Source organism: Pseudoalteromonas sp. SG44-5 (assembly GCF_014164175.1).
In the GTDB taxonomy this organism is placed as follows: Bacteria; Pseudomonadota; Gammaproteobacteria; order Enterobacterales; family Alteromonadaceae; genus Pseudoalteromonas; species Pseudoalteromonas nigrifaciens.
Genome location: NZ_JACJES010000026.1, coordinates 23,518 through 30,185, shown reverse-complemented (window position 1 = coordinate 30,185; position 6,668 = coordinate 23,518). Strand labels below are relative to the sequence as shown.

The 6,668-nt window shown below is 41.3% G+C and carries 7 protein-coding genes; 1 reads left to right on the top strand and 6 read right to left on the bottom strand.

Annotated features, from left to right (window positions below; translation table 11 throughout):
* Window positions 1–368: 368 nt before the first annotated feature.
* The 4 genes from H5079_RS16520 to H5079_RS16505 all read right to left on the bottom strand — a co-directional run bounded on the left by H5079_RS16520 (window position 369) and on the right by H5079_RS16505 (window position 4,052).
* The gene (locus H5079_RS16520; RefSeq protein ID WP_011327678.1) at window positions 369–1,925 is read right to left on the bottom strand and encodes an AbgT family transporter; all 1,557 of its coding nucleotides are present in this window, start codon (window positions 1,923–1,925) and stop codon (window positions 369–371) included.
* Window positions 1,926–2,086: 161 nt separating this feature from the next.
* Entirely contained in the window at window positions 2,087–2,362 is a 276-nt protein-coding gene (locus H5079_RS16515) for a YfcL family protein (RefSeq protein ID WP_011327677.1), read from the bottom strand.
* Window positions 2,363–2,392: 30 nt separating this feature from the next.
* Complete coding sequence (locus H5079_RS16510) at window positions 2,393–3,508, bottom strand: ATP-NAD kinase family protein (RefSeq protein WP_182684501.1); 1,116 nt, start codon at window positions 3,506–3,508, stop codon at window positions 2,393–2,395.
* Complete coding sequence (locus H5079_RS16505; RefSeq protein WP_089367956.1) at window positions 3,498–4,052, bottom strand: elongation factor P hydroxylase; 555 nt, start codon at window positions 4,050–4,052, stop codon at window positions 3,498–3,500. The genes H5079_RS16510 and H5079_RS16505 overlap by 11 nt, the downstream gene beginning before the upstream one ends.
* Before the next feature lie 303 nt (window positions 4,053–4,355).
* On the opposite strand from H5079_RS16505, the gene H5079_RS16500 reads away from it, so the two are divergent.
* Window positions 4,356–5,048 carry a 2'-5' RNA ligase family protein gene (locus H5079_RS16500; RefSeq protein WP_231613560.1) on the top strand — a complete coding sequence of 231 codons (693 nt, stop codon included), beginning with the start codon at window positions 4,356–4,358 and terminating at the stop codon, window positions 5,046–5,048.
* Between the two features lie 9 nt (window positions 5,049–5,057).
* Here H5079_RS16500 and H5079_RS16495 read toward each other — a convergent pair whose 3' ends face one another.
* Together H5079_RS16495 and aroC are read right to left on the bottom strand one after the other, a co-directional pair.
* Window positions 5,058–5,417 (bottom strand): DUF4112 domain-containing protein, encoded by a 360-nt coding sequence (locus tag H5079_RS16495; protein ID WP_041454373.1) that lies wholly within the window; start codon window positions 5,415–5,417, stop codon window positions 5,058–5,060.
* Window positions 5,418–5,542: 125 nt separating this feature from the next.
* Complete coding sequence (gene aroC, locus H5079_RS16490) at window positions 5,543–6,640, bottom strand: chorismate synthase (protein WP_086998304.1); 1,098 nt, start codon at window positions 6,638–6,640, stop codon at window positions 5,543–5,545.
* Window positions 6,641–6,668: the final 28 nt, after the last annotated feature.

Genomic DNA, 6,668 nt, shown 5'->3' with positions numbered 1-6,668 from the left:
GGCTCTAGGCTCTAGGCTCTAGGCTCTAGGCAGAAAATAATATTCCCCTGAGAAAATAAACACGATATTTTATTTCCACCTCACAGCTAAATTCTCGCCTGCACACCCCTTTCTTATCTGCACTGCTCTATTACTTCTCTAAAGCGCAGCGTCTCTTACCTTCTTGGTGAATAACTCACTTAAAAGCATTTAAACAAAGAGCTGTAAATGAGGAAGGCAATGCCATAGTAACTTTTAGCATTACTTTTATTAAGGTTACTTTATTCGGGGTACAGTGTTTGCCCTACGGTTAAATCTGATCTCTTAACACAAAAAAGCCCCACCAATTTCATGATGAGGCTTTTACTATATTACCTATTTGTTTTACGTTAAGGCGCTAGCGCTGGGTAAACGTAGCTGGCATCAAGCCCTAGTGGGATACCAAGTGCCCAGTAACCTAATAAAAAGATACTCCAGCCAATCATAAAGGCGATTGAGTACGGTAGCATAATAGCAATTAAAGTGCCTATGCCGGTGCCTTTCACATACTTTTGACAGTACACCACCACTAATGGGAAATAGGGCATTAACGGTGTAATAATATTAGAGCTTGAGTCACCAACACGATAAGCCGCTTGAGTTAAGTCTGGCGAAATACCAAGTTGCATTAGCATAGGTACAAATATGGGGCCAAGTAATGCCCATTTAGCTGAACTTGAACCAACAAACAAGTTTACAAAGCCGGTTAAAAAGATAATTCCCACAACCGTTACTGCACTTGGCAACTGCATTGCTTTTAATAACTGCGCGCCTTCGATTGCTAGCAATGCACCTAAGTTTGATTTACTAAATGCGGCAATAAATAACGAACAGAAAAATGCCATTACAATATAATATGCCATGCCGCTCATCGCTTTACTCATGGCATCTATCATGTCTTTAGAGGTTTTAAAGGTGCCTACGGTAAAGCCGTAAACCGCGCCGGGTATCCAAAATAATAAAAAGATTAACGGTACGATAGATTGCATTAATGGCGAGCTAAAATTAGTTAACGAGCCATCGCTGCTGCGCATTGCCGAGTTACTATCTGCCGATACATAAGCAAGTAGCGCAAGGCCTGCAACCATAACTGAACTGGCAATTATAAATGCACGTTTTTCATCACTGCGGGCATCTTCAAATACGGGTAAATCTTCTTTAGCGCCATCTACCGCGGTTTTTTGTAAACGTGGTTCTATAATTTTATCGGTAATATACCAGCCTAATGCCACTATAAATAAGCTAGATGCTGAAGCAAATGCCCAGTTATTTAACGGGTTAATTGTCATTGCAGGATTAATTATTTGCGCCGCACTTTGGGTAAAACTTTGTAGCAATGGGTCGATACCCGATGGAATAAAGTTAGCCCCAAAACCACCACTCACACCAGCAAATGCAGCAGCAATACCCGCAAGCGGATGGCGCCCTGCAGCATAAAATATAACCCCAGCTAGTGGAATAACTAATACATAACCTGCATCAGTTGCGGTATGGCTTACAATGGCCACTAAAATAATTGAAGGCGTTAATAACTTTTTAGGCGTCACTTTAAGCATTAACTTAAGGCCGGTATTAATAAAGCCCGAATGCTCTGCAACCCCCACACCTAACATAGCCACTAACACTACGCCTAAGGGTGCAAAGCCGGTAAAGGTTTTTACCATAGAGGATAAAAAGGTGGCGAGCGAATCACTTGCTAGCATATTATTGATAATAATGGCTTCGCCGGTACGTGGATCTATTGCATCAAAGCTTACGCCTGAAAACCACCACGACAAAAACCAAATTAGTAACATGGCAAACAAAAATATAATGGCCGGATCAGGAAGCTTATTACCTACCCGTTCAACAAAATTTAAAAATCGTGCAATTAAACCAGTTGGCACTGCACTTTGGTTATTATTCATTCTTTAAAGCTCTCTAAATCATATTTTCAATAACCATATCCTATCTTTACACAACAGTAAATTAACCTGAGGCTAACTCCCTCATATCAATACTTTTAAACAAAAAAAACGCGATAAGCCAGTAGCGTATCGCGTTTAAATTAGTTTTAGCCTAGGTTTACTCAGGCCAATGCTTTTACTTCTTCCCACAAACGAGCAACAAGGGTTTTGTCATCTTCATTAAGTTCACCATTATGATAAGCCTTCACTAAGCTTTGCTCTACGGTTTCGTTAAGTTCATCTGTGCTAATAGTTAGCTTTTCTACTTGCGCATACCCTACTGCTAAGTCAAAGTGACCTCGCAAATAGCCTCCTGCAAATAATTCATCATCGGTGGCTTTAATCACTAAATCATCAAAATAGTGTTGGGCTGCATCAATATAGTTTACTAAACTCATTTATTCTGTCTCCTGGTTTTGCAATGGGTATTAATACCCTACTGCATACATAATGTGGTCGTTAAATCCGCATGTAACTTTAATATAACCGGTTAGTTCATCATCTAAACTGCTATCGCCGGTGTCACAAATAAGTGGGCGGCCATTTAAAGCCTGCAATTTTGTTTTTGTAGCTATTACTATAATGTTATTAGTGCCAATAGCGCGAATAAGCGCGGGGCTAAGCTGTTGATTACCACGACCAAAAATATGTCCTTGGCCGCCAATTAAGGTGATCACTAATTTAGTTTTTTGACCTTGCGTATGCTCAAGTAATTGCGCTGCGGTTAGGTCTTGCGCTATAAGGGTTTGATCTTTAACTAAATCGACACCTAAAAGTGTATTTTCTAGTCCCATTTCTTCCATCACTGCGGCAACGGTTGAGCCACTGCCCATAATGTAAAAAGTGTCCTCATCCATTTCACTCACCACATAGGCGGCAATATCTACAAGCACTAACTCGTCGGTTTCTTTACCACCATTTTTAACCGCTTGCATGTAACGCACTTCGCTTGGTACTTGCATTTCGCCATAACGTTTTGCTTTAACTGTGCCTTGTCTAAATGCCTCTTCGTCAATGTCCATTACATCGGCGTCACCTAAGGTAACTAAATCGCCTTTTACCAGCATTTCGACTACACGCCCTGCTGCTTTTGGCGTGATTGCATATACCCCTGAGTGTATTTTGCAGCCAGCAGGAATACCCAGTACGGGTATTGTGTCCTCAACAGCATGACAAATATTACGCGCTGTGCCGTCGCCTCCAGCAAATAAAACTAAATCTACACCTAGCTCTTTAAGTGCTTTTACAGCCTGCTCTGTGTCGTTGGCTGTGGTTATAGCATTGCTGTTATATATTACTTGCACCTTAAAGCCGAGTGCTTTAGCACAGTGCTCGCCCATATCGCCATTTACTGTATAAATAGTTAATTGGTTTTTATAAGGCAGTAATACTTCAAGTGCGGCTTTTGTACGACTATTAGCTTTAGGCTGAGCGCCAAGTGCTAGCGCTTTGGCTGCAGTTGCTGCGCCATCGCTACCTTTTAACGCTACAGTGCCGCCTAAACCCGCTAGCGGGTTTATAATTAAACCTAACTTAAACTGCATCCTTGAGCTCCTTGGGATGTTGCCAATTAAATTGCTGTGCACTCATTGGCCATGGCGTATTATAAAAATGGCTTAGTGCTTTTAGCAATGCCTCGGTACGGGAGTTAAAACCGTTATTAATAAGTGTTAAAACTTGTTGGTGTACTCGCTGCTGAAAATCAAAACGACACGTTTGCTCGCCATTTAAATTATCTACCGACACATTAAATTCAAAACCTGCGGCGGTACTCAATAGCCACTCAATGGCTTGCGGTTTTATTTCTACATTTTCAAATTCGGCTTGTTTTTGCTTATCGCGGCCGTCGGGGCAATACCAATAGCCGTAATCTTCAAGTAAACGGCGCTTATCTCCCGCCACCAGCCAATGTGCTATTTCGTGCAGGGCACTGGCGTAAAAGCCATGAGCAAACACAATTTGGTGATACGGCGTTTTATCACAGCTAGGAATATAAATAGGTTCGTGCTCGCCTTTAACCAGCCGCGTATTATAGCTTTGGTCAAAAGTGGCTGCAAAAATAGAAATTAAATCAGCAATTTTATGCATAAAAGTTTAATTACTTACTCTGAATATAGGGCTTACTGCTCATTATATTAAAAATGTGCGCGCTAAAAACGAGGTGAATTGTACGGGCTTTCGCAGCGAATGTAAAAAATTGGATAGCGGGTTAACACTTCCATGTAACGGCGTTTTATAAAGCCCGTGGGGCTTGCTAATAATAGCTATATAAGGTGCTGTCAAATAGCTGGTATTTATACTGTTTGGCGTATTTACTGCTTGAGCAATAACCCTTACCATCACTATAACGACAGAGCTGCTTAATGAAATACTAAAATTATGTTTAAACTAATGAGTATAAAAAAGGTTAAATTTTTATTTATTGCCCTGCTTGGGCTTATGGGTGTATCACTGCCTGCTGTTGCAAAAAACATCAGTATTAATGTGTTTGCTATTCCTTCGCAACCAATCATTACTTTAATGGCGCAAACCAGTGATGTATTAAAACAAGCGGGTATGGTTAGCTTTTACGATAAAGGCATGCCGGTACACGCTACTTTATATTTAACTGACTTTGCGCCCGGTACAGAGGAGGCAATTAAACTTGCGGTAAAAAACATCGTAGCGCAACAGCAACCATTTCCCATAACCGCTGAAGGCTTTAGCGTAACTAAAAGTAATTGGGCTTTTATTAATTTACAGCCGTCGCGCCAATTACAAAGACTATCTGACGAGATAACACTTGCCATTGAACCGCTGCGCGAGCGAAATGCTGCAGTGCCTACTTGGGTTAAAAACTACCCCAACAAGTTAACTGCATTTAAGCGCTACGGCAGCCCTAATGTTTTTCAAAACTTTCAGCCACATTTAACATTATTAGCTAACGAGAAAAGCCCTCAACTGGCTGTTATAAATAAACAAATACAGGCTAACCCACCTAAAGCACAGGGGCAAATAATAGGTGTAGGTATAGGGATTTCAGATCAGTTTGGTCAACAAAAGCAGGTTATTGCAGAATACTTTTTTAACAAGGGTAAAAGCTAAATTGCTTTATTACTTTTGCTGCGCTAAGTATTTTTTTAGCAGCTGGGTGTTTCGGGTGTTTGCTTTAAAGTAAGCATCAAAAATATCGCCTACTATGGGTAGTAAACCGCCCACAAAGTCGATAAGCATATTAACTAATATACGTAGTTTTATAGTCCAGCTAACACCTAAGCGCTGCGCTTCAATTAATACATAAGCAGATAAAATAAAACCGGCCATATCACCGGCAACGGGCAATAAACCAATAATCGCATCGGCACCAACTTTAAAGTTAGTAAAAGGAATTTTTAAACTGCTGTCGGTAATGAAGCTAAAACGCTCCAGCCTTTTCAATGCAGCTTGTTGCTGAGCCTTTACGTTATTTGTCATTGTCACATTTAGCTCCCTCAAACCTGTTTAATTAACTTTAGTAAAAAAGTTGAACTTGCACTGATAAACAAATACAAAAAACGCGGATCGCCCGCGTTTTTATTATCTACTTAATGTAACTCTAATTATACCGAACCGGGTATCGGCCCATGCTCGTGGTGTACATGTGGGTTTTGTCCACGTTGACGTAGCAAATGATCCATTAAAGTAATGGCCATCATCGCCTCAGCAATTGGCACAGCACGAATACCTACACACGGATCGTGACGACCTTTGGTGATCATCTCAACCGCTTCGTTTTCAGTATTTATACTGTTACCCGGTATGGTAATGCTTGAGGTAGGTTTTAGCGCAATAGAAGCAATAATATCTTGCCCAGTAGAAATACCCGCTAATACGCCGCCCGCATGGTTAGAGGTAAACCCTTGTGGTGTTAGTTCATCGCGGTGCTCTGAGCCTTTTTGCTCAATTACATCAAAGCCGTCGCCAATTTCAACACCTTTAACCGCGTTAATGCTCATTAACGAATGCGCAAGTTCGGCGTCAAGGCGGTCAAATACTGGCTCACCAAGGCCTACAGGTACATTACTTGCCACTACTTTTACTTTTGCGCCTACTGAGTCACCTTGCTTTTTAAGGCCGCGCATATATTCATCAAGCGCTTCTAACTTGCTCACATCAGGAAAAAAGAATAAGTTGTTTTCAACTTCGTTCCAATCAAAAACGTCTGCTTTAATTGGCCCTAACTGACTTAAGCAGGCTTTTATTTCGATACCATGAAATTGTTTTAAATATTTTTTAGCAATAGAGCCCGCAGCAACACGAATTGCCGTTTCGCGCGCTGATGAGCGACCACCACCGCGATAATCGCGCAGGCCGTATTTATGCCAATAGGTGTAATCGCCATGACCTGGGCGAAACACATCTTTAATTTTGCCGTAATCTTTTGAGCGTTGATCGGTGTTTTCAATAAGTAAACCTATGCTAGTACCTGTGGTTTTACCTTCAAATACGCCTGAAAGAATTTTTATCTGATCGTCTTCACGACGCTGCGTGGTATAACGACTTTGCCCCGGTTTACGACGGTCTAAATCTATTTGTAGGTCGGCCTCGGTGATTTCAAGACCTGCTGGTGTACCATCAACAACGCCGCCTAATGCAACACCGTGGCTCTCACCAAAAGTAGACACTTTAAATAACTGTCCAATGCTATTACCTGCCATTACTTTTCCTCATTCCTAATGACTACCA